Origin of the sequence: Anabaena subtropica FACHB-260 (assembly GCF_014697105.1) — a bacterium.
In the GTDB taxonomy this organism is placed as follows: domain Bacteria; phylum Cyanobacteriota; class Cyanobacteriia; order Cyanobacteriales; family Nostocaceae; genus Trichormus; species Trichormus subtropicus.
On the sequence record NZ_JACJRF010000023.1, the window covers coordinates 1 to 23,182 of the forward strand.

The window sequence follows — 23,182 nt, forward strand, 5'->3', positions numbered from 1 at the left end:
TCAAAAACCTCCTGGTATTACTACTTTGGTTCGCGGTCTTGAGCAATTTGAATCCACTTTTTTTGGCTGGAAACTCGCTCTGGGCAAACTTGTGTGTACACCGTAGCCCTAGAGGTGAGGATAACCGAGAGGTTTTCACCCTAAGTAGGAGTCACGAGTTAAATTAAACTCATAACTTATAACTCATCACTCTCATAACAACTATCACCGCTACCTGCAATGGTCTTTAATTGGTTCCGTCGTCAAAATAACGATTCCTCCGACACACAACAACAAGAAACACCCCCAGTCACAGAATCACAACCAGAGCCAGACGCAACGTCAACTCCTTCTCCCACTGTCTCAGACTCGACAGCCGACTTGTTGGCGTTTGCGAAAGCTGCTTACAAAAATATTCAGGAAAAACAAAAACCCCAAGAAGCAGAAGCTACAACTGAATTGGCAGATGTCCAATTACCAGTAGAAACAACTGAAGTAGAAGAAGAGGTCACTGCTGAGGCAGAAACTATACAATCACCAGTAGTAGGAACTACTGTAACTGAAGTTTTAGAAACTATCCCAACTCCAGAGATAGAAGTAGCTAATGAAGAAGTACAGGAAATCATTGCTACTACACAACAAGATGTAGAAAGCGAGCCAGAACCAGTAGAATCGGAAACAACATCACCGACTACATTATCTTTCTTAGAAAGAGCAGCCGCAGAACGAGAAGCCAAACAAGAACGGCTAATAGCCAGTGCCATTGAAGTACCAGAACCAGAAGTAGTACAGCCAGTAGCAGCTACTACATCAGAAACAGCCTCAGAAATTGATGGAATTTCCTTTGATGAAGGATTTGTTTGGTCAGCAGAAGTATTGGCCGCCCAAGGTAGACGGGCAGAAGATATATCTATTGAAGAAATTACTTGGCTCAAAAAGCTACGGCAAGGATTAGATAAAACTCGCCGGAATATCCTGAACCAACTAAAGGCAATTGTCGGACAAGGGCCTCTCAACCAAGAGGCTGTAACGGAAATTGAAGCTTTACTTCTGCAAGCCGACGTGGGTGTAGAAGCCACCGATTACATTATTAGTGCGCTCCAGAAAAAATTGCGGGAAGAAGTCACCCCACCAGAAGAAGCGATCGCCTACCTCAAGAAAATCTTGCGGGATATGCTAGATGCACCCCTCAAGACATCCCACAAAGCCAGTTTTGCTCCAGACAAAGACAGCTTAAATATTTGGTTAATTACCGGAGTCAATGGTGCTGGTAAAACTACCACCATCGGTAAAATCTCCCACTTAGCTCAACAATCAGGTTATCGATGTTTGATTGGTGCAGCCGATACCTTCCGGGCGGCGGCGGTGGAACAGGTGAAAGTTTGGGGTACAAGAAGCGGTGTAGAAGTAATCGCCAATCCTGGCAAGAATACAGATCCAGCCGCCGTAGTCTTTGATGCGATCGCCGCAGCCCAGTCACGAAATACCGAATTACTACTAGTAGACACAGCTGGACGACTGCAAAATAAGAAAAACTTAATGGATGAACTCAGCAAAATCCGGAGAATTATCGACAAAAAAGCCCCTGATGCCAAAATAGAGTCTCTCTTGGTGTTAGATGCTACTCTAGGGCAAAATGGATTGCGACAAGCCGAAGTCTTCTCCCAAGCAGCCCAACTCAGTGGCGTAGTCTTAACCAAGCTAGATGGTACAGCCAAAGGTGGTGTGGCTCTAGCTGTAGTGCAGCAGCTAGGTTTACCCATCCGCTTTATTGGTGCAGGCGAAGGTATTGAAGACCTACGTCCCTTTTCCAGCTATGAATTTGTGGAAGCCCTTTTGAGTGGCTAGAGGAGATGAGGCTTATAAGGTCAGGGCGCAGGGAATAAGGGGGCGAAACTTACAAAAATCTTTCCCTTTTTCCCCTGCACCCGCCCCCTATAACCACTTCCTACTCCCCTTCGACTGCGCTCAGGGCAAGCTTACTCTCCAGTTTCCACTGTGTGTAATTGTTGATTTTTGCCAATTTAATTAATTTTCTATAACATTACGGATGTTATTTGCTAAAATTTCACTCTAATGATTTCTTGGTAGCGACCATACGAAGTTATTAGGTGCAGCATTGAGCTTTTCGGTAGTGACAGGAAACTTTCCTGAAGCTACATTCACTTAACGGTTCATAGTAATGTTCAATAAAATTTCATGTAGTATCAGTAGATTGAAGTACATTAATTGATATTCCACTCTGGAAATAGAAAATTTCTGGGCAAATCAATACTTACGTCAATTTAAGTCTTACGTCTTTTTACTCTTGCAAAAGCGCTAAAGTTTAACCCAATATGGTTTAGCGATCGCCAAACAGAAAATTTATCCATTGTTCACCTAAAATTCACCCTTTTCCAGTGCAATAACCTGTGCCTGTGCCTCCATTTCCCTCCCAACCCACGGACAACAATAATAGTGCTACGACAGATGTCACACCAGTCGTAGCACTCAAAGAACTTGTGTCACGACTGCACCGGGAACAGAACAAAATCCAAGATTTGCTGAGTTCTTTAGGATTTGCCCTCAGAAGTTTCAATAATTTGAATCAGTTTTTGGAACTGATTCCCTTGATGGCAACAAGAGTGACAGATGCTGATGGTAGCGCCCTCTTCCTCTACAAACCCAATGGCCAAGTCAGATTAGAACAACTACACTGGCAGGACAGTCGCCAGCGTAAAAACATCCGCAAAGCGCTGGAAACAGCTAGTAGTCAAATCACACTTTTGCCTAACACTGCGCCTCTATCCGCCGCCACAGGAATGTTAGATGACCAGATGCACCGCTATCTGGGGCCGGATGTGCAAATATTTGGCACAGCAATTTTGGTGAAGCATACAGAACGGGGTTGGCTATATGTTTTAAGCCGCGATCCTGAATATAGTTGGACAGAAACTAGACAAAAGTTGGTGCGGTTAGTAGCAGACCAAACCGCAGTCGCCATTGAAAACGATGAATTAGCAGTAGAACTAAGGAAAAAAGAACGCCTAGACCAAGAACTAGAAATTGGTGCGGAGATTCAAAGACGACTACTACCGCGTCAGTGTCCTTACATTCCCGGTGTTAGCCTAGCAGCACGCTGTAGACCTGCCAATCGGGTTGGTGGAGATTACTATGATTTTATTCCCACCAATGAAAACCAAATTCACCCACTTACAAAAATTGGTCACGATTCCGGTCGTTGGGGTTTGGTGATTGGTGATGTTATGGGTAAGGGTGTACCTGCGGGGTTAATTATGACCATGATGCGGGGAATGCTGAGGGGAGAAGTTTTACACGGTAACTCTCCGGCTGGTATTTTGCAAAACTTGAATCGAGTCATGTATGCGGATTTGGAAAATTCCCACCGCTTCATCACGCTGTTTTACTCAGAATATAATCCCCACAAGCGTATTTTGTCTTACAGTAATGCTGCACATAATCCCCCTTTGTGGTGGCACGCAGCTACAAAAACTGTCAGCCGCTTAGATACCTTGGGAATGTTAATTGGCTTGGATGCTAATAGCCAGTATGAAGATGCTCATGCACAGTTAGAGCCTGGTGATACAGTTATTTATTATACAGATGGATTGACCGATGCGGCGGCTGCTAGCGGCGATCGCTTCGATGAAGAAAACTTTGTTGCTGCTTTTAATACTGCTTGTAGGTATTGTAATGGGCCAGAGGAAATTGTTGATTACCTATTCGATAGAGTCCAGCAATTTATCGGTGCTGACAGACAAAATAACGATGATATGACTTTAGTTGTCTTACAAATTGAATAATTGATCGAGTATAAAAGGGAGCAGACTATTAGGGTGAGTTGTGTTTAAATTTCTCACGAAACTTGACTATCTGCTGAAAGAAACCTTCCTGGGTTTGCTGCGTGGTGGTTGGATGAATTGGGCTGCTGTCAGTACTGTGACAGTGTTACTATTTTTGTTTGGCTTGAGTTTGCAAACCTCTTGGCAAGTGGAAAAGCTCCTGAATCAGTTTGGTAGCCAGTTAGAAGTATCAGTGTATCTCGATGCTGGTAGGACAGCCCAAACTCTTGAACCATTTGTCGCGCAAATGCCAGATGTGGTAGGAATGGAAGTAATTACTAAAGAGCAAGCTTGGACTAAGTTAGTTAAAGAACTAGGAATTTCTGATATTGAAGGTGCTACACAACAGCTAGGGGAAAATCCTCTGGTTGATGAGATTAAAGTTAAAGCCCGTAACTCTCAGGCTGTACCGATTTTGGCAACCCAATTGGCTAAGTTACAAGGGGTCGAGAGGGTGCAATATATCGATGAAGCCGTCAAACGTATTGCCCAGTTGCATCGAGGGCTAAATTGGATTACTTTAACAATTACAATTATTTTGACATTAACGGCGATCGCTGTGACAACAACAACCATTCGTCTAATTGTCATGGCGCGCCGTCGGGAAATTGAAATTATGCAGTTAGTGGGTGCAACTTCCGCTTGGATTTATCTACCATTTATTCTACAAGGAATAGCTTTTGGTTTATTTGGTGGTGCGATCGCTTGGAGTTTTATTTCTGTAATTCAACAGTTTATCGGTAAGCTACTCAGCAATCAACCAGAATTTATTCAATTTATTACCAATGGATTGCAACTTACTCACACCCAAATTTTACTATTACCTCTCATCCTTTTAAGCTTCGGTGCAATCGTAGGATTAATGGGTAGCTTATTTGCAGTCCGCCGCTTTGCAAAAAGTTAGTAGTAAGGACTTTAGTTCTCAATTTCAGTTATTAGGGTGCGTCAGTATGAATAATTTCTTGGTACAGCTAAATTTTCTCGCACTGACGCACCCTACATTTTGGATATTTTTTTATCTGGAAGTCACTAAAGAGCTGACTACAAACCCTCAAAACTGAAATCCTACTCGGCACTATTATTACTATGTCATCTCAATGGGAACGTTTATTACTTAATCTCGGTGAATGGCAAGGTTCATTCACACGATTTTCACCCCAAGGTCAACTTTTAAATGATATTCCGACCGTTGTTTCTTTGGAAGGATTGAATAACAATCAGACAATCCGCCAGATTATTCGTCAAGCAGACACAGAAAAAGTTCTAGAATACAGTTCCCTGGCGAAAAGTGTCCTGTTTTTTGCCAATGGCGCTTTTTCTCAAGGTTCAATTCAGTTCGGCCCATTTTCGGAATTTGGTGCAGAACTGGGTTTAATTCATGAAAATCGCCGCCTGCGTCTAGTGCAGTTATTTAACAAAAATGGTCAGTTAGACCAGATTACTTTAATTCGTGAACATTTAGCAGGTACACAAACAAAAGAGAATCCACCCTTACAAGTAGATGATTTGCTGGGTGAATGGCAAGGTGAAGCCACAACCATCTATCCTGATTGGCGATCGCCTGATACTATTTCTACAAATCTGAAATTGCAGCTAGATGACAATGGACGCTTAATTCAAACCTTGAATTTTGCCGGACGCACTATCACCACAAGTGCTAAAATTCAAAATTCAATTATCCTCTTTGATCAAAACCCAGCCAAACAAGTACAAGTATTACTATTACCCAACGGTACTTCTGCAACTTCTCCACTCAAAGTAGAGGTACGCCAGAGTTTTATTTTAGAAGTGGGTTGGTTAATTCAACCAAACTTACGCCAACGGATGATTCGTAGTTACAGCGATAAAGGCGAATGGGTAAGTTTAACTTTAGTGACGGAACAGCGAGTCAAAACTTATTAGTTGTGAATGTATTAAAATCCGAAAAAGGAAAATTTGATTTTGTAGATAAGATTATACAAACTGAAGGGAAATATAAGTTTGTAGACCAAGCTATACAAACTTACAGGAATTAACTATGAAAGTCTTAAATCGCCAACCCGCAAAATCTCTGTTGGGAGTTTTAGCTACACTTACAGGAGCAGTTTCTATACTAACAGCTACAGTAGGATTACCAACTGCTGCCTTTGCTTCTCAAGCTGTATTTAGCTGTAGCGCAAGGAATGTGTTTATTGAAGTATCTCGCCTCAATAATGGAAAACTACGTTATGCAGCATATAATATTCCTACTACACTAAAACGTCCTGATCTGTTATTAAATAATGGTACAGTTGGACGTAATCAAAATGGAGATACAGTTTACAGATTTAGAAACGGAAATCATCTGTATGCGGCTGTGCAAGATAGTGGTTATGGCAAAGTGTTAGTTTACAGAAATAACCGATTAATTGATACAAATTATTGTGGTGATGTGTAAGATTAATTCGTAATTTGTAATTACGTTACGCCTAAGTAAGATAAATGAATAAACGCATCATCGGCTTAACTGGAGGTATTGCGACTGGTAAAACTACTGTCGCTAATTATTTAGCTAGTGCTTATAGTTTGCCTGTTTTCGATGCAGATATTTATGCTAGAGACGCAGTATCTCCAGGTTCGCCAATTTTGGATGCGATCGCCAGTCGTTACGGTAACGAAATATTATTACCAGATGGTAGCCTCAACCGTCAAAAGCTGGGAGAAATTATCTTTCAGCAGCAAACAGAACGCCATTGGATAGAAAGTATCATACATCCTTACGTGCGCGATCGCTTCCTGAAAGCAATTGCTGAATCCACCTCCACCACATTAGTATTAGTCATACCCTTACTAATTGAAGCCCAAATGACTAATTTAGTTACAGAAATTTGGGTAGTAATCTGTTCCGAATCACAGCAATTGCAAAGGTTAATTGAGCGCAATCATTTAACTCCAGAACAAGCACAAGCCCGAATCAATAGCCAATTATCCCTTGCAGAAAAAGCAGCGATCGCAGATATAGTTCTAGACAACTCCTCATCTTTAGAAGCCTTGATCAAACAAGTAGATACTGCTCTTAATTTTGTTCCCACTTAGAGGATGTTTGAAAAGTCGAAAACTATACTCATAACCAGGAATGAAGTTAAATTTTTACTATAATGATATTATTATGCGTTGCCTTACTGTGTAATTTTTTATAGCAACAAAGATTTTTAAGTATCTCAACCTCATCTATAGAGCAGTTTGCTTACCTGATAGGTTTTGCTTTAATGGCAAACTTTTTTGGCTAAATGACAAAAAGGCGGATAATACCCGCCTTTTTGTTATGGTTTCTGGATTTAAAACCTATTTACGGCTACCCAACCACTTAGCGGCTGCAATTCCGATAATCCCTGCAACTACAGGATTGCTGAGGAATTTGATAATTCCTGGTTGTTCTGCTAGAACTTCGCGGAAAATATCGGGGTGGTTGTGGTAAGCGAAGGATGCAAGTTTGCTTACGTCATCTGCATTCATGCGATTGGGATGACGGGTGGAAAGACCTAGTTGTTGTTCTAGATGTTTATCATCCAATCCCCGTTGTTTCAAATGTTTGAAAAAGGCGCGGGCGACATCATCCCGTTCGTTGGGCTTGATTTGGGCGATCGCTTTTTGCAATTCTGGTTCCATTTGACTGGAAGGAATTTGGTTTGGTTGAAAAGACCTACCGAACAATTGACGACGCTGATCTGGGGTTGTCCGTTGCGCGAAATCGTCAAAGGTTTCGTATTCAGTCGCAGGCTCACCTGTTGGGGTATCCAAAGATTCGACATTTCCTTGTGCCAAATCTTTCATTATTTGCCGTCTGTATTCTTCACTACTTGTCACTTTTCTCTTCTCCTTGTTAATACCAATTCAGAAATTAGGTGTACTGAATTTGGTTAGACTGAACATCGTACTTAGCCGTCAAAATCAACTTTTTGTCAGGCCCGTATACGAGAACAGTTAAATCTTGATTAGGAAAGTTTTTGCGGAAACCTTGTGCTAAAGATTTTGCTAAAGGTCGCACTTCATTAGGACGCACTTGACGCGAAATCACAACTCCTAGTTTGTTGTTATCGCGGACATAAGCATCTTGAACCAATCCTTGAGAGTTTTGTACAACCCAGTCGCCAAAACTTTGTCCAGATGGGGAATTACCTCTCTCTAATTGAGAATAAGCTACATCACTACCAGTTGCTGATGGTGTGCTTGGGCGATCAAGTTGAGCCACATTTCCACCACCACAAGCGGTAGTAAGCATCAACACTAAAACCAAGACAACAGTAGTCAAGATTTTCCGACCCTGCTGAACCAAAATCATCTTTTGCCTCCCATATAAATCTATTGATTAACAGCTTTTTTATTTGGGATATTGAGGTTATATTTTTAATTTTTCAACCTAATGAAATTTAATAAATTAACCTAATAAATGTAGAGATATGATTGATCATACCTCTACAAACACCTTGCAAATAAGCCTCCATCTCCCAAATCAAACCATTCACTAACAGGTAATCAAAAGAGTATTTCATCCATTTGTGATCACCTGAGATTATGGCTAAATCAGATTTAGTCAAGATTTTTCTTTACATTGTCTTTGACATCTTCAATGCCATGACGAACTTCGCTTTCGGCTTGTTTAGCTTTGCCTTCGGCTTTATCTTGAGGATCACCAGTTATATTACCCCAAGCTTCTTGAGCTTTACCTTCAATATTTTTACCAGTGGCTTTTGCTCTATCTTCTGTACTCATTTTGCACTCCTAATTTTATAGAATTTAGTTTCAAAGCTTTTCAGTTAACTTTGAATTGTTTGTTATTACATTTACAACGTAACTTAAAATTTTTATAAAAGCCTTCTGCCACAAGATATATTCATTACCTATGCAAAAAGAGAGACAAAATCAACAAATCTATTCCATTGAGGCAACATATTCCCGATTTTTTCAAAATCTAGGATATGTTGTCTCACCAATAAATTAAAAACCCAGTTACATCAAGCAACTGGGTTAGTCGAGTTATATAAATTAATGAAATTATTTTCTGGTCTAATCCATAAAACCCATTAGAGTATCAGAATCATCAATAGTATTTGATGCTACCGGACGATTACCCATCACTGAGTAGCTACTAGCCAATACCAGCGTACTAGCACCAATTGGACGAATTCCAGAAAGGTTAATACTATCAACGATATGGAATGTATGGGCAGTAATGGGACGAATTCCCATTACATCCATTGTTTCAATTACTTGTAAATGACTGATGCCGATGGGACGTAATCCAGCAACTGAGATTGTTTCCGCTACTTGCAAGTCACTACTGGCAATGGGACGCATCCCAGCAACGGCGAGTGTTCCGTGAACCTCTGTTTGACCTGATGCTTCCACTTCTGCTGACAGTTCAGTACTTGGCTCCACTTGCTCTTTATTCAAGCTCTGACCCTGATTATTTTCCACTTCCACTGTTGTTTCTCCTTTGAGCTTGGCGCTTTTTTGCCGAGGACTGACCGCTTTGCCAGTACTGCTGATGGTCATAATTAAACACCTCTGGGTTATTAACTTAACTTTACAATACTTAAGGAAAAATGAGATTATTTCCTATATGTATGAGTTTACCCTTAAAGAACCTTGCATATATATAAGTATCTTCAAAAGTGACATATAAGTAAACTTAAATTCTGAAAATTTGTAAAATAAGATTGCTGAGTTGAAATGAGGGCTAGGAGCTAGAGACTAGGGGAAAGAGATGAGATATTTTGATTTTTGCTTATGTACTAATTTAGTAATTAACTCAAAGCAGTGCTTACTTTGCTCATGAAAAAAACCAGATTCTAACTTTTAACCTCTTTCCCGCAAATACAGAGCAATATCGCTACCATGAGATAGGGTATCTTTAGTACAAATGTATGACGGAATTTTGTCTGCAAGCTCCCTTTAGTCCGACAGGTGATCAACCGCACGCGATCGCCCAGTTAGTTGATAGTATTAAGGGTAATAACCGTTACCAAACCTTACTAGGCGCTACGGGAACAGGTAAGACATTTTCCATAGCCGCAGTGATTGAAAAAATTGGCAGACCGACTTTAGTATTGGCGCATAACAAAACCTTGGCGGCGCAACTTTGTAATGAATTGCGAGAGTTCTTTCCTAAGAACGCCGTTGAGTATTTCGTCAGTTATTACGATTACTATCAGCCAGAAGCCTATATTCCCGTTACCGACACGTATATTGAAAAAACGGCGGCGATTAACGATGAGATTGATATGTTACGACATTCAGCCACGCGATCGCTATTTGAGCGTCGTGATGTGATTGTTGTCGCTTCTATTAGCTGTATCTACGGTTTGGGAATCCCCGCCGAATATCTCAAAGCGGCTATCCCTCTGCAAATTGGGATGGAAGTAAATCAGCGTGAGATTTTGCGGGATTTAGCCTCTGTACAGTACAGTCGTAACGATGTGGAAATGGGACGAGGACGTTTCCGTGTCCGGGGTGATGTGTTAGAAATCGGCCCGGCTTACGAAGATAGAATAATTCGGGTAGAATTTTTTGGCGATGAGATTGACGCAATTCGCTACATTGACCCAGTAACAGGGGAAATTATCAACAGTTTAGAAGCAGTAAATATTTATCCTGCACGTCACTTTGTCACTCCAGAAGAACGTTTAGAAATCGCTTGTGAAGATATCGCCGCCGAATTAAAACAGCGCAAAGTTGAACTAGAAGAAACTGGTAAATTATTAGAAGCGCAACGCATCGACCAACGCACACGTTACGACTTAGAAATGTTGCGGGAAGTGGGTTATTGCAACGGCGTAGAAAACTATTCTCGCCATTTAGCAGGAAGACAAGCAGGGGAACCACCAGAAAGTTTAATTGATTATTTCCCTAAAGATTGGCTGTTAGTAATTGATGAATCTCACGTTACAGTTCCGCAAATTCGGGGGATGTATAACGGTGACCAAGCTAGGAAGAAAGTTTTAATTGAACATGGATTTAGGCTTCCTAGTGCTGCTGATAATCGTCCTTTAAAAGCAGAAGAATTTTGGCAAAAAGTCAACCAGTGTATTTTTGTTTCTGCTACCCCTGGAAATTGGGAATTAGAAATTTCCGAAAACCGGATAGTTGAGCAAGTAATTCGCCCCACAGGCGTAATTGATCCAGAAATTTCCGTGCGTCCTACAGATGGACAAATTGATGATTTATTAGGAGAAATTAAAGATAGAATCGACCTCCATGAAAGGGTATTGATTACCACTTTAACCAAGCGTATGGCGGAAGATTTGACTGAATATCTGCAAGAACACAGTGTGAAAGTGCGTTATTTACACTCAGAAATTAATTCCATTCAACGGATTGAAATATTACAAGATTTGCGCCAAGGTAGCTTTGATGTATTGGTGGGAGTGAACCTACTGCGGGAAGGATTAGATTTACCAGAAGTTTCCCTAGTGGTAATTATGGATGCCGATAAAGAAGGTTTCTTACGCGCTGAACGTTCTTTGATTCAAACTATTGGTAGAGCAGCAAGACACATTAGAGGACAAGCAATTCTGTATGCTGATAATTTGACAGACAGCATGATTAAAGCCATTGAAGAAACAGACAGACGGCGCAATATTCAAATGGCATATAATAAGCTGCATGGAATTACACCGCAACCAATTATTAAAAAATCGGGTAATGCGATTTTGTCTTTCTTAGAAGTGTCTCGACGGTTGAATGCAACAGACTTAAAAATTGTCGAAGAACATATCGATGAATTGCCTTTAGAAGAGATTCCTAATTTGATTGACAAATTAGAAGCACAGATGAAAGAAGCATCGAAAAAACTGGAATTTGAAGAAGCAGCAAAATTGCGCGATCGCATCAAGCAATTGCGAGATAAATTAGTAGGAAGATAATTTGTAATTCAAGAATGGTTGGGTTGTGCTGCTCTTAACCCAACCTGCTTTTATGCTTAAATGTAGTCGGTGAAAACAGGTAGAGAAATTTGCTGACTGGTCATTCTGAGAAGCTTGCTCTTTCAAAGTTTGCTGGTAAAATTCTAGGCCATTCAAGATTCGCCCGTTGAAGATTCGCCCGTTGAAGATTCGCCCGTTGAAGATTCGCCCATTCAAGATTCGCCCGTTGAAGATTCGCCCGTTGAAGATTCGCCCATTCAAGATTCGCCCATTCAAGATTCGCCCGTTGAAGATTCGCCCATTCAAGATTCGCTCCTTGAAGATTCGCCCGTTGAAGATTCGCCCGTTGAAGATTCGCCCCTTCAAGAATCACCCCTTGAAGATTCGCCCGTTGAAGATTCGCCCCTTCAAGATTCGCCCCTTCAAGATTCGCCCCTACAAGATTCGCCCCTACAAGATTCGCCCCTACAAGATTCGCCCGTTGAAGATTCGCCCGTTGAAGATTCGCCCCTACAAGATTCGCCCCTTCAAGAATCGTCCCTTGAAGATTCGCCCGTTGAAGAATCGCCCCTTGAAGAATCGCCCCTTGAAGATTCGCCCCTTGAAGATTCGCCCCTTCAAGATTCGCCCGTTGAAGATTCGCCCCTTGAAGATTCGCCCTAAAGAAGTCTTTCACAATTAAAAGACAGTCTTGTAAATCTAAAAAACTCATGTAATTCAGGCACAATATATCAGCGTCAAAACCAACTCTTTGCCCTTGCAAGCGGGAAATCCAAGTACCAAAAGCTTCAGGAGTAGGCCATTCAATTTTAGAAATCTTTTGCGTCACCCTAGCACAAGCATTTAAAACAACTAACAAAGCTTCTTCGGCATTACGTGCTTGTTGATTAGCTTGATGAAAGTTCTTAATCTCAGGCAAAAGTTCCATCGGCATTCCGTGATTGAGCATAAAACCAATTAAGTGACACAAGGTTTGTTGCCAATTTTCAACATCTGAGGGATTTTGTAAACGTATTTCGTCGCAAATGAAGTCGAACAAATACTGATCAATTGGGGATGTACCACAAAGAATTGCCCAGTTTTTTAAAGCCTCAGTTTCATCCCATCCTTTACGATGATATTTGTCTTTTTGACGTTCTTCTAACTGTTCGTGAATCCAACTCAGTTCATGCACTATGCGCCTTGCTGTGAGATATTCACCAAAACTCTTGTGAGTGAATTCAAACGTTTTTTCTTCTTCTCTAACTCCACTCTGCCGGAAATAAAATGCTGTTAACAGACGAGTTACACCCGCTTCTGCTGCTTGCTGATATTTAATAAAAAGTTCCTTGATATGATAGTTACCACTGCATTTCTTTTCAATTTCCCTCACTGTTGTAGTTCTACCATTGCCATGCCAACAAGCTAGGGCAATTTCTTCTAGAATGAGGGCAAAGTCTTCATCATCTGCTATGGTGAACTCTTGAGTGATGGGATGCTTTTGTCTATCTCCCCAACGGCGTTCATAAACAGCTTTGAGTAAGTCTGCATAGATAGTATTTAAGTTGCTATTTTCTGAAAATTCTACTTCGCCCCGGTCATAACTCAAAGCCACTAAATAATTTAACAGAGGTTGAGCAGTAATTTCTATCAGCTTTCCTTGGTCTAAAGCTGCGGGTAAACCATTATATTGCTTATCCTTGGCTACCGAATATTTTTGCCACCAAGATTGCCGTTGATCTGCCTCAAGCAAATTATTTTCGTCTGCGTAATTAGACTTCTCATCTTCAGGCAGGAAATAAGGCAGGATATGTAATATTTCTTGTGGAGATTTATCAAATTGATTTGTATTGGCTTGTACTACTAATTCACGTCCAGTAATTAAAACTTGTAAGTAAGTTTTCTGTTGATTAGAGTTATTTATTTTTCTTTCTACTTTTTGAATAAATTCTTTCGCTACTTCTGCACCCAGTTTACCCTGCATAGCAAGTTCATCTAAACCATCAAAGATAATTAGTAACCGTGATGGCTGATTATCTTCTAAGGGGTTATGCTCAAAGAATTTATTCGCCTTAACAAACTCACCAACTGCATTAACTAAATTATCTTCGACCTCAAAACGATGCAAGGGAATAAATAAAACTTGTATTTCTCCTTTTGCAGCTTGTTCAGCAGCAAAGATTTTAGCAAAAGAAGATTTACCACTACCAGGGCCGCCACTAATTACCCGAATAGCATCTTGAGATGAGGCTTTGTTTAGCCAAGCTTCTAGTTCAGTTTTTAAATCAACGACAACTTGCTCAACTTTTTTTGCTTCTTGACGTTGACGATCAGAATAACTATTCTTTGGAGTTTTAATTGGGATTTTATAGTAAGCCCGCAAGGGCATATAAATTTTTTCTAAGCCAAAAGTTTCATCAAATATTGGCTCTGCTACTTGTTTTTGTAGCCAAGCTGCATAACGCATCCATAAGCGCTCTTGTTCGTTAGCTTGAGTAAAGGGAGTATCAACTTCTGCGTTTAGACAAGCATATTTATCTGGATGTTCTGCCCACTCTTGATGTAAAGCAAATATAAAATAAGTAGGTAAGCGATCGCCAATTGTCTGGGCTTGAACTGCATTTAAGCTAAAATATTGCAGCCAATCACCAAAAGCACTTTTAATTGTTGTGAGAATGGGTAAATCTTTAGGATTGTTAAAAAAATCCTGGTCAATACGTAACTCTTGGCTTTCTAAGGATTCCTTAAGGTGACTATACAATAACTCAAGGTCACTGGAATTGGGCGTTTCCCAGAGTAAAGCTCGATTCTCTTCTACCAAACTGAGCATTGCTTGAATTAAAGAACGGTAGACAAGTAACCAGCCAATTTCCTCTGGTGTTTCTGCCAAACCAATTGCTGCTAATGCTTCTACCGCATCTTTTGCTACCTCTGTCCAATTTTGCAAAGCCCCATCTATAGCAGCTTTACTAAGAGATTTAAACAGTTCTGTAAAATCTAACTTTGGTGGTTTTTTCCAAAATGGAATAGGCTTACTAATTAGCTTTCCAGATTCACTGCTCATGCTCATAGCAATTTGGTAAAAAATACTGCTTTAACAAAAAATTAAGCAGCACTTTATACTAACATTCTCAAAATCCACGTTAAAAATTAATAATTTGTCTGTAAAAGGCTCAACTGTCAGCCTCAAAGGTTCAACCGTCAGTATCAAAGGCTCAACTGTCAGCCTCAAAGGCTCAACCGTCAGCCTCAAAGCCTCAACTGTCAGCCTCAAAGGTTCAACCGTCAGCCTCAAAGCCTCAACCGTCAGCCTCAAAGCCTCAACCGTCAACATCAAAGGCTCAACTGTCAGCCTCAAAAGCTCAATCGTCAGCATCAGAGCCTCAACTGTCAGCCTCAGAAGCTCAATTGTCAGCCTCAAAGCCTCAAAAATCTCTTGACGATGGGAAGTTGGAACTATAAAAACAAAATTCGCCCGTGTGGGCTGAAAAAATTTTTAGGGAGTATATATAAGAGGGACACAAAAATTTTGTGTCCTTATCTCAATTATTGGTGCGATCGCCTATCTTAAATCTTATCCAGCGACAACTTCGGCTTTCTTTTTCTTAGAACGGCGGGTAAACCTACGTCCCATCTCATCAATCACTGCATCTAAACCAGCGACATCACCACTAGCTTTGGCATAGTTATAAACTGCTAATGCTGCTGTGTATGCTTCGCTACCAGATGCCATACAGGTATCATCCACGAGTTCTTGCAGTTGGGTTAAAGACAATAGCACTGGATACAACGCTTCATACAGTGTTAAATCCCGACGCATTTCTTCTATATCAAAAGAACGGGGTAAAAAGTTGGGGTTTTGTGTGGCTACTTCCAAAGCTTTGCTCACAAATGCTCGACTTTTATCCCCCATTTTGACTATTGTGCGACGATCTTCTGTTGTCAAATCAATTAAAAACGGTAATTTTTCGCGGATAGTAGCGATCGCCTGCATAACTGCATCCCTATCTGCTGCGGATAGGTTGGCACTGATACGATTTTCTGGCATATTTACTACAATCTTGTATACTGTTCATTTCAGTATTCCCCAAGTCAGTTAGGCAGCTATAGTTAGTTTTAAGCAATTAAGGAAAATTATTTATACTAATGAAAACACAGCATTTTGCTTGTGACCAGACTTAGGGGAGGTTTGAAAAGTCATGAAGGATACTAAAGACCTCTCTCCATAGCGCGGAGCGCTTCTCGTAGAGTACCTCTCCCCGAAAGGTCGATAGGCTTTGAAACCCCCAATCCCTTGTAGCTACGTTGTATACACAAGTACTAATCGCCTCCGGCAGAGAGGCACGCCATCGCACAACCTAAAGCTAGATAACGAAACCAAGTACTAGGGGGAATTTTAATACTTGTGTGTACAACCGTAGGTTCCGAAAAAGAGGTGTCCTAGAGCAATTTAGGCATCGACTCTCAATACGGTTCGGATAAGCAGGAGGTGCAGGAGGTGCAGGGGAGGCAGGGGAGGCAGGGGAGGGAAGAGAGTTATTATTAAGCAATTTCTCTTCCCCTGCTTCTATTCTCCCCCTGCACCCCCTGCTCGCCTCAACAGATAACTCTGTTAACCGAACCGTATTGCATTGACTCTAATCACTGCTAGGTTAAATTACTTGCTTTCTCAACTGCTTTCTTTAACTCTTCAAAGGTAATGCTACCGTCTTCGTCTGAATCATACTGTACTAGCAACTCTTGGGGGCTATTGGTATTCGTTTCTGATGAGATGACTGCACTTAAACCAGGACTTAAAAAAAGCTCATTAATGGAGATTTTGCCGTCTTGATCACGATCTAAGGTATTAAAAAGAGATTGAAGCTCTTGCTCGGTTGCCATAAGTTTTTATCTGAATTAATGTTTCACTTTAATATTTCAGAATTAAATAAACTTATATCCTGAGAAGTAGAAATAGGTATCGCTGGGGCTGAGATTAGTAAAATGGGAATGTGAGCATGAAACACTGTTTGGTCTAAAAAACGGGAAATATAACTTAAATACACCCATTGAAATAGGTCTTACTTTATGATTTTTGGTTTAAAAAGTCTCACTAATTTATCTATATTACTGATATTGGTCGGTATTAATAATCTTAATTCGTCAGCTATAGCTAATACGAATAATCAAACGCAACTATTAGCACAACGACCAGCTAAAACAACTATTTTTCAGCCGCATCGGGTTTTTAAATCTATTCTTCCTAAATTAAAGCAAAAGACTCAAATTAAGATTTTATTACCTAAGTATATTCCTGAGTCGGATGGGACAAACCCAATTTACGCCATTGTAGAAACTTCTACACCGAAGAAATATGACATTTTGTTGGGTTTCAGTCCTGACTGTACTGGTGGGACGGCTTGTCGTTTGGGTGTGGTTTCGGCGGAGGCTGTCACCCGCAAAACACCGCGCCTCACGGGAAGAAGGGTGACTTTAGCTAAGGGTATTACTGGCTATTTTGTGGATTTTCGTTGTGGTGCTAATTGTTCTGATGCGACTTTGAGATGGCGACAACAAGGGGTGCAGTATAGTTTTGGGTTGAAGGCAGGCGATCGCAATTCTCTCATCAAAATGGCTAATTCTGCTATCAATCCTTAACCAAAAAATTAAACCTCTCCTATTTGTAGGAGAGGTTTAATCATGAATTACGAATAATTAATATCCGCCTTCTTCTTCGTATTCTGGCTGTCTTTCTTTGACTTTTTTGGGAATATTCACTGGTTGCGGTGGTGTGTCGTCCCAAGCGTCACTTTCTACATCATCGTCATAATCGTCGTAATCTTCAGTGTATGGTTTGCTGTAGGGTTGAGACGGAGGCTGTTGATATCTGTCTCTACCTGTGGCTTCACTCCAGTTATCTTCTTCGTCTTCTTCGTATTGAATCGACTCGTATTGTCGCGCTCTCATGACTTGGCGCTGTGGTCTTTCTTCTTCGATGTAGTCTTCAGTCCATTCTTCCTCGGCTACGGGTTCGGGGGTGCGGACTTTTGGTCTTGGTGGCTGCAATGGTACGCCGCTAGGTAGCTGATTTGATGGTGCAACGGCGCGGGGTGCAGAATAGCCATATTCTTCATCTGCGTCGCGTTCCCAAGGTGCTTTACCAATTCCCAAGCGTTCTAAAACACCCACGGTTAACTGATTTACCCGTTCTTCGGCTCCTTCAAAGACAATCAATCTGTTGGGGCCAGTGCTGACGACTTCTTCTATGGATATTTCGTAAGTACTTAAGAATTGGTCAGGGATTTGGGGAACGCCCAAGGAGGCGATGATGATGGAGTTGAGTTTACCTGTTTCTGCTTCAAATTTGAAACCGCGTACTCTACCTAAAACTTCGCCTGTTTCGGTAATTACTTCCCAGTTCATCAGGTTACTGAGGGCTTCCACTTCAATATCTTCGATGACATCTTCGTTATCAACTAAGATGACATCACCATATTGGTGGATGCTACTCAGGTACATATAGCGCGGCAGACCAGAGATAGAGATCAGGCTGTCTCGCAAACCAAGAGCCACAACCTCTCTTTGATCAATATCTACCCAGACTTGACTGACGATGCCTAAGCGTTTGCCATTGTCGCGGGTGATTACCTGGGTATTTAATATGTCGGAACGCCTAATTATTTGTTCAGAGGTCATTCTATACGGAGTCCTGATCTCGAATCCGGTTTATCTATACACTATTATTAACAAAAACTCAAGCGGATGTATTCGAGGATGATAACTTAATTCCCAAAACTTGAGTATAAGCTCCCCGTGCCTGAGTAACGCCAATTGTGCGTTCGGCTGATTCTATCATCGGACGGCGCAAACTCACAACTATAAACTGGGCTTGCTGCGCTTGTTGTTTAATCATTCTTGATAATCGCTCTACGTTTGACCCGTCGAGAAACATATCTACTTCATCAAAGGCGTAAAAGGGTGAGGGGCGATAGCGTTGTAGGGCAAAGATGAAGCTTAAGGCGGTGAGGGATTTTTCACCCCCAGACATGGAAGCGAGTCTTTGGACTGGTTTTCCTTTGGGGTGGGCGACTAAATTTAAGCCACTGTTAAAGGGGTCTTCAGGGTTATCTAGTTGCAGGTAGCCGTCGCCGTCGGAAAGGGTGGCGAAGATTGATTGAAAATTTTCATTTACAGCGTCGAAGGCTTCTTTAAAGGCGATTTGGCGTAAGGTGGTGAAGTTTTCAATGCGGAGGAGTAGTTCGGTGCGTTCTCCTTCTAATGTCTGTAATTTTTGGGTTAATTCTTCCAGGCGTTTTTGGGTGCGTTCGTATTCTTCCAACGCCAGCATATTCACAGGTTCCATTGCTTGGAGACGTTTGGCGAGCGATCGCAATTCTTTCTGTAATTCTTCTAAGTCAACCTTGTCTGGGACTTCTGGCAAAGGGTTGGGCAGTTCTGGTACTAGTTCCTGTAACTGGCTTTGTAAGGTGGTTAAATCTTCCCGGCGTTTGAGTTGGCTTTCTTGGAGCTTTTGAATTTCCCATTCTAATTGTTGCTGACGCAGGAGATGCGATCGCACTTCTTGTTCTATTGTGTCGCGTTTTTGTTTTTCTACACCCAGGTGTTGTTCCATCTCCGTCAGTTTGGCGCGGGTTTCGGTGATTTGTGTGCTGAGTGCTGAGTGTTGAGTTGTGAGTGTAGAGAGTTGGGTTTGTTGGGTTTGTTGTTGTTGCTGAGATTGAGTAATCCGTTGTTCACCTTCTTGGATGCGTTCTTGTAAACGCTGTTGTTGATTTTCCAGGTTTTTTAGTCTTTGTTCGGCTTCCCTAAAGGCGGTTTCCCGTTGTTGTAGCTGTTGTTCTTGGGTTTTAATTGTCGCCTGAATTTGTTGCCATTCGCTGGGGGTTTGGGAGGCTTCCAACTCGGCTAGGGTGTGGCGTAGTTGTTGCAATTGGCTTTCTTGTCCTGGTAATTCCCTATCGAGAATTTCCAGACGAGATTGAGCTGTGGTAAATTTTTCGGTGTTTTGGGTGAGTTGCGATCGCGTTCCTGTCAACTGGGCTGTTAAACTCTTGATATCTTTTTGCAATTGTTCCAACTGTAACTGCTGTTCTCGTCGTGCTTGTCGAGTTTCGGTGAGTTCTTGGGATAGTTGTTTGGTTTTGATAGATAAATTAGCGATCGCATCACCACAACGGTTTAAAATCCGATCAATATCTGCCAAACGCTGTTTTAGTGCAATCGCTTCATCTGATTCTGCTGCTTCTGTGTTTCCAAACCGCAAGGAGGAACGCTGATTACTACTACCGCCAGTCATCGCGCCACTGGTTTCTAGTAGTTCCCCATCCAAGGTGACGATGCGATATAAGCCGAGATTTCTTCGCGCCGCTTCCAAGTTGGCAAATACTACCGTGTTACCAAAAACGTAATTGAAGATGTCTTTATAACGGCGATCGCAGTCTACCAAATTCACAGCATAGTTAACAAAACCGTTAGCTAAACGCAGCGTCGCATCTTGGGTAAATCTAGAAGTCTGAATTTTATTTAACGGTAAAAACGTCGCTCTCCCAGCCCGTTTTTGTTTAAGTAGTTCAATCCCGGCTGCTGCTATACCATCATCTTCCACCACAATGTGTCCCAGACGCGCCCCAGCCGCAATTTCTAACGCTAATTGAAACTTGGGTTCTACTCGTCCCAAATGTACCACCAAGCCGCAGACACCAGGCATTCCCGATTGGATGATGACTTTACTGGCTTGGGTTCCTTGTACCTCTTGCTGTGCTTGTGCTTGCGCCTCAATTCTATCCAGTTGGCGTTGCTTATCTCGTTGTTCTTGCAATAGCCGCTTTTGAGTATCTTGCTGGATTTGTAATTCCTGTTCTGTGGCTGCAAGATTTTGGGCTAAATCTTGGATTGGTTCGCTGGAGGTATTGAATTGTGTTTCGATTCGCTCACAATCAGCTTGTTTTTCTAGCAATTGCGGTTCTAAACTGGCAATTAATTCGGTTTGTTCTTGGATTGACTGCTGTAACTGGTTGTTCCTTTCCCGCAGTTGCGCTTGTTCTGTGCGTTGTGGTTCCAAAGTTTGCAACACAGCCTCAATTTGCCGATTTAACGCCGTTTGTTGCTGTACCCATGCTTCCGACGCTGAGGCGATTTCTGCTGCGGCTTCGCGGGACTTTTCCACAGCTTGTTGTGCTTCATCCCGTTGCTGCTGACAATAGACAATCGATTGTTTTTCTAAATCCTGTGCTTGCGCCAGTTCACCCAAACCTTGTTGATGCTGTTGAATATCTTGCTGAGTTTGCGCCAAACGCCTAGTACTTTCTTGCAAAGCCGCTTCTAATTCTGTTTGTTGACGCTGGAGTTGCTTCCGTTCTGCTTCCTGGGTAGCTAGGGTAGATTGTACCGCTAACAGTTCCTCCTCCCCCATTGCTTTCACATGAGCATTTAACTGTTCCAGTTCAGCCGTTTTTTGGTTAATTTCTGTATTTAAGCTTGCAAGTTGGGTTGTCAGTTCCCCATAATGGCGATCGCCTGCTTGAATATCTGTAACTAACTTCTCTTGCTGTGCTTGCAAAGAACGCCAAGATAACACCGCTTCCCAACATTGCTTTTCTAAAAATTCCGTGCGTAACTTTTGATACTTCTCCGCCTTCGCTCGGTCTTGGGAGAGGCGATCGCGTTGTAAAGTTAACTCAGACTCAATAATCCGACAACTGTCTTCCTTATCTTTTACCTCATCCAAAGTTCCCTTGGCTTGATGAATCTTCCTATCAAACGCCGCCACACCAGCCAACTCATCAATAATTTCCCGCCGTTCCTTCCCCTTCATGGAGATAATGCTGGTGACATCCCCTTGCAGCACCACGTTATAACCTTCAGGATAAATCCGCAGGCGTTCCAACTCCTCATGTAACTCCGTCTGCGTCGCCGATACCCCATTGATGTAGTAATTCGACGTATAACTACCCTGATGCGTTACCCGCAGCTTCCGAGTCACACTCCATTCTGTGGCTTTATGACCATTCCCATTTACACTAGGCGCTTCATTTTGTAATAATTCTTCATCACCACTGACAACTGAAAACTGATCACTAGCATCTACCAAATCAGATAAATCAAACGTCACCGTCACCACAGCTTCCACCGCCGCACGACTTTTAGCCGTTTGATTATTATTAACCAAATCGGGCAAGCGATCGGCCCGCATCCCCTTAGAACTGGCTAGTCCTAAGCAAAACAGCAGCGCATCCAAAATATTAGACTTACCTGAACCATTAGGCCCAGATATGACAGTGAACCCCGGCAATAATGGGACTGATGTAGTACCGCCGAAGGATTTAAAATTGGTAAGTTCTACGCGCTTAATATGCACCATGCAGTGCCGGTTAACTGAGCTAATAGGCTAATGAAGAACAAGTGTATCAATTAATTAAAAATTAGCAACAGGTTAGCGCTAAGAATTTAAGAATGTCTCACCCAGAGAAGGAAATAAGCAACATTTACGTAGTATGTTGATCACTTATTTTCTCAATCAATACTGACATTGAAAATTCAAAATAAATCTTAGTAGGTAGGGTGCGTCAATATTAGTCATTTCTTAGTACAGTTAGGTTTTCTTGCACTGACGCACCTTACTAACCATCAATTTGGAATAACTTATTTTTTGGTGTTCCCTAACTGTACCAAGATTCTTCTTTAGCTTTATCACTAAACAAACCCAACAAAGGGCCAAGGAGTGCGCCGAAAATAAAACCGCCAGCATGGGCCCAGTAGGCGATACCGCCGCTTTCCATGCCGATGTTAGTGCGGGTTTGTAAACCAGCAAGCCCATAAAAAGACTGTTGGAGGAACCAAAAGCCGAGAAAGAAGTATGCAGGAACGCGGAAAGTCGGGAAGAAGAAGCCTAAGGGAACAACACCAAGAATTTCGGCGTTGGGAAAACGCAGAATGTATGCACCCATAACACCAGCGATCGCCCCACTTGCTCCCAAGGAAGGGATGCTAGAATCTTGTGAGAAATACCATTGGCTCAAAGACGCTAAAACACCGCAGGCTAAATAAAATAGTAAATATTTGGCATGACCTAACTTTTCTTCTACGTTGTTACCAAAAATCCACAGGAACAACATATTCCCCGCTAGGTGTAGAAAACCGCCGTGCAGAAATTGGGAAGTAATTAATGTTGCCCACTCTGGTACTGGTTGATGCACAGAAACACCAGCAAAGCTTAAGCTAAGTTCCCGTGGAACCACAGCCGCTAAATGTAGAAAACCGTCTAATGCTTGTGGAGGAAGATTAGCTTCATAAAGAAATGCCAGGACGTTAGCAGCAATCAGCCCATAAGTAACATAAGGCGTAATTGATACAGGATTATTATCTCGAATGGGAACCACTAGCGTTTTCCTCCTTTTGGGGTTACTTGCCTTAGGGTACTAAATTTTACTAGTATTTTCTTCTATCTAGTGGATTGGGGATGATTAAGACTATGGGAATAGATGCGATGGCGTTCCGCCC

General features: G+C 41.8%; 19 protein-coding genes. 9 read left to right on the forward strand and 10 right to left on the reverse strand.

Annotated elements, in window-relative coordinates:
* Nucleotides 1-219 precede the first annotated feature (219 nt).
* The 6 genes from ftsY (at nt 220) to coaE (ending at nt 6,875) form a co-directional block, all read left to right on the forward strand.
* Nucleotides 220-1,827 (forward strand): signal recognition particle-docking protein FtsY, encoded by a 1,608-nt coding sequence (gene ftsY, locus H6G18_RS14195; RefSeq protein ID WP_190407750.1) that lies wholly within the window; start codon nt 220-222, stop codon nt 1,825-1,827.
* 563 nt (nt 1,828-2,390) lie between these two features.
* Nucleotides 2,391-3,782, forward strand: coding sequence for a PP2C family protein-serine/threonine phosphatase (locus H6G18_RS14200; RefSeq protein ID WP_190407751.1), 1,392 nt, complete (start codon nt 2,391-2,393; stop codon nt 3,780-3,782).
* A gap of 40 nt (nt 3,783-3,822) precedes the next feature.
* Nucleotides 3,823-4,725, forward strand: coding sequence for a cell division protein FtsX (locus tag H6G18_RS14205; RefSeq protein ID WP_190407752.1), 903 nt, complete (start codon nt 3,823-3,825; stop codon nt 4,723-4,725).
* 182 nt (nt 4,726-4,907) lie between these two features.
* A complete protein-coding gene (locus tag H6G18_RS14210; RefSeq protein ID WP_190407753.1) occupies nt 4,908-5,723 on the forward strand; it encodes a DUF3598 family protein in 816 nt (271 codons plus the stop codon).
* Between the two features lie 115 nt (nt 5,724-5,838).
* Complete coding sequence (locus tag H6G18_RS14215) at nt 5,839-6,237, forward strand: hypothetical protein (RefSeq protein ID WP_190407754.1); 399 nt, start codon at nt 5,839-5,841, stop codon at nt 6,235-6,237.
* A 44-nt stretch (nt 6,238-6,281) separates the two neighbouring features.
* Complete coding sequence (coaE, locus tag H6G18_RS14220) at nt 6,282-6,875, forward strand: dephospho-CoA kinase (RefSeq protein WP_190407755.1); 594 nt, start codon at nt 6,282-6,284, stop codon at nt 6,873-6,875.
* A gap of 249 nt (nt 6,876-7,124) precedes the next feature.
* Here the strand turns inward: coaE and H6G18_RS14225 are convergent, their stop codons facing one another.
* The 4 genes from H6G18_RS14225 to H6G18_RS14240 all read right to left on the reverse strand — a co-directional run bounded on the left by H6G18_RS14225 (nt 7,125) and on the right by H6G18_RS14240 (nt 9,335).
* The gene (locus H6G18_RS14225; RefSeq protein ID WP_190407756.1) at nt 7,125-7,646 is read right to left on the reverse strand and encodes a hypothetical protein; all 522 of its coding nucleotides are present in this window, start codon (nt 7,644-7,646) and stop codon (nt 7,125-7,127) included.
* Nucleotides 7,647-7,680: 34 nt separating this feature from the next.
* A complete protein-coding gene (locus H6G18_RS14230; RefSeq protein ID WP_190407757.1) occupies nt 7,681-8,121 on the reverse strand; it encodes a hypothetical protein in 441 nt (146 codons plus the stop codon).
* Between the two features lie 248 nt (nt 8,122-8,369).
* The gene (locus tag H6G18_RS14235) at nt 8,370-8,552 is read right to left on the reverse strand and encodes a CsbD family protein (RefSeq protein WP_190407758.1); all 183 of its coding nucleotides are present in this window, start codon (nt 8,550-8,552) and stop codon (nt 8,370-8,372) included.
* A 294-nt stretch (nt 8,553-8,846) separates the two neighbouring features.
* Nucleotides 8,847-9,335: a hypothetical protein gene (locus H6G18_RS14240; RefSeq protein WP_190407759.1), complete on the reverse strand. Its 489-nt coding sequence runs from the start codon at nt 9,333-9,335 to the stop codon at nt 8,847-8,849.
* A 371-nt stretch (nt 9,336-9,706) separates the two neighbouring features.
* On the opposite strand from H6G18_RS14240, the gene uvrB reads away from it, so the two are divergent.
* Nucleotides 9,707-11,704, forward strand: a complete 1,998-nt coding sequence (gene uvrB / locus H6G18_RS14245) for an excinuclease ABC subunit UvrB (protein WP_190407760.1) — start codon at nt 9,707-9,709, stop codon at nt 11,702-11,704.
* Nucleotides 11,705-11,804: 100 nt separating this feature from the next.
* Here the strand turns inward: uvrB and H6G18_RS14250 are convergent, their stop codons facing one another.
* On the reverse strand, nt 11,805-14,747 hold the full coding sequence (locus tag H6G18_RS14250; protein ID WP_199311695.1) for a pentapeptide repeat-containing protein: 2,943 nt from the start codon (nt 14,745-14,747) through the stop codon (nt 11,805-11,807).
* 94 nt (nt 14,748-14,841) lie between these two features.
* Here H6G18_RS14250 and H6G18_RS14255 point away from each other — a divergent pair, with 94 nt between their 5' ends.
* Nucleotides 14,842-15,123, forward strand: a complete 282-nt coding sequence (locus H6G18_RS14255; protein WP_190407762.1) for a hypothetical protein — start codon at nt 14,842-14,844, stop codon at nt 15,121-15,123.
* A gap of 134 nt (nt 15,124-15,257) precedes the next feature.
* Here H6G18_RS14255 and H6G18_RS14260 read toward each other — a convergent pair whose 3' ends face one another.
* Together H6G18_RS14260 and H6G18_RS14265 are read right to left on the reverse strand one after the other, a co-directional pair.
* Nucleotides 15,258-15,731 (reverse strand): hypothetical protein, encoded by a 474-nt coding sequence (locus tag H6G18_RS14260; RefSeq protein ID WP_011321348.1) that lies wholly within the window; start codon nt 15,729-15,731, stop codon nt 15,258-15,260.
* Between the two features lie 599 nt (nt 15,732-16,330).
* Nucleotides 16,331-16,564 (reverse strand): EF-hand domain-containing protein, encoded by a 234-nt coding sequence (locus H6G18_RS14265; RefSeq protein WP_190407763.1) that lies wholly within the window; start codon nt 16,562-16,564, stop codon nt 16,331-16,333.
* Between the two features lie 186 nt (nt 16,565-16,750).
* On the opposite strand from H6G18_RS14265, the gene H6G18_RS14270 reads away from it, so the two are divergent.
* Nucleotides 16,751-17,320 (forward strand): hypothetical protein, encoded by a 570-nt coding sequence (locus tag H6G18_RS14270; protein WP_190407764.1) that lies wholly within the window; start codon nt 16,751-16,753, stop codon nt 17,318-17,320.
* A 57-nt stretch (nt 17,321-17,377) separates the two neighbouring features.
* On the opposite strand, the gene H6G18_RS14275 is transcribed toward H6G18_RS14270, so the two are convergent.
* The 3 genes from H6G18_RS14275 to H6G18_RS14285 all read right to left on the reverse strand — a co-directional run bounded on the left by H6G18_RS14275 (nt 17,378) and on the right by H6G18_RS14285 (nt 23,061).
* Complete coding sequence (locus H6G18_RS14275) at nt 17,378-18,358, reverse strand: PRC-barrel domain-containing protein (protein WP_190407765.1); 981 nt, start codon at nt 18,356-18,358, stop codon at nt 17,378-17,380.
* A 58-nt stretch (nt 18,359-18,416) separates the two neighbouring features.
* The gene (gene smc, locus H6G18_RS14280; RefSeq protein WP_190407766.1) at nt 18,417-22,043 is read right to left on the reverse strand and encodes a chromosome segregation protein SMC; all 3,627 of its coding nucleotides are present in this window, start codon (nt 22,041-22,043) and stop codon (nt 18,417-18,419) included.
* 298 nt (nt 22,044-22,341) lie between these two features.
* Nucleotides 22,342-23,061 (reverse strand): rhomboid family intramembrane serine protease, encoded by a 720-nt coding sequence (locus H6G18_RS14285; protein ID WP_190407767.1) that lies wholly within the window; start codon nt 23,059-23,061, stop codon nt 22,342-22,344.
* Nucleotides 23,062-23,182: the final 121 nt, after the last annotated feature.